1 protein-coding gene is annotated in these 536 nt (G+C 47.2%); it reads right to left on the reverse strand.

Features of this window, described 5'->3' with window-relative positions:
• The coding region (locus tag R7Z50_RS30640) for a transglycosylase SLT domain-containing protein (RefSeq protein WP_318150170.1) at window positions 1–536 on the reverse strand (536 nt) is incomplete at both ends.

A 536-nucleotide genomic window follows, 5' to 3' on the forward strand; every position in this document is an offset into this window, starting at 1 on the left:
TACTCGGTTAGGGCCAGCATTATAAGCGGCGAGCGCAAAAATACGATTATTATCGTAATCCTCTAGCAAACCTTGCAGATAATGACTACCGATCTCGATGTTTTTGCCGACGTTGTATAAATCATCACTACCTTGATAAGTCAGCTTGTATTTACGTGCCGTGTACTTCGCAGTCGCTGGCATGATTTGCATGATACCGCGAGCCCCTACCGGAGAACGCGCCTCTGAATCCAATGCACTTTCTTGTCTGGCTAACGACATCATCGTAATCGGGTCGATGTCATGCTTCTTCGCATAAAAGTTGAACCACCAGCGGTGCGCAATTGGGAATCGCAGTTCAATGTTGTCCCACATTTGCGCTTGGATACTGGCTGTGACGGTTAGGTGATGCCAATTCTTGGATGAGGCATACGCCGCCAACATCGCCTTTTCATCTTTACCTACTCTACTCAGCAAATGCGCCCACTCACTTTTCGCTGCCGCAATTTTATCTGTCGTAATCAACTCTTCAATACGAGTGAGAGAGCTCTGATACG

It is taken from the genome of Vibrio sp. 1249-1 (assembly GCF_033340495.1).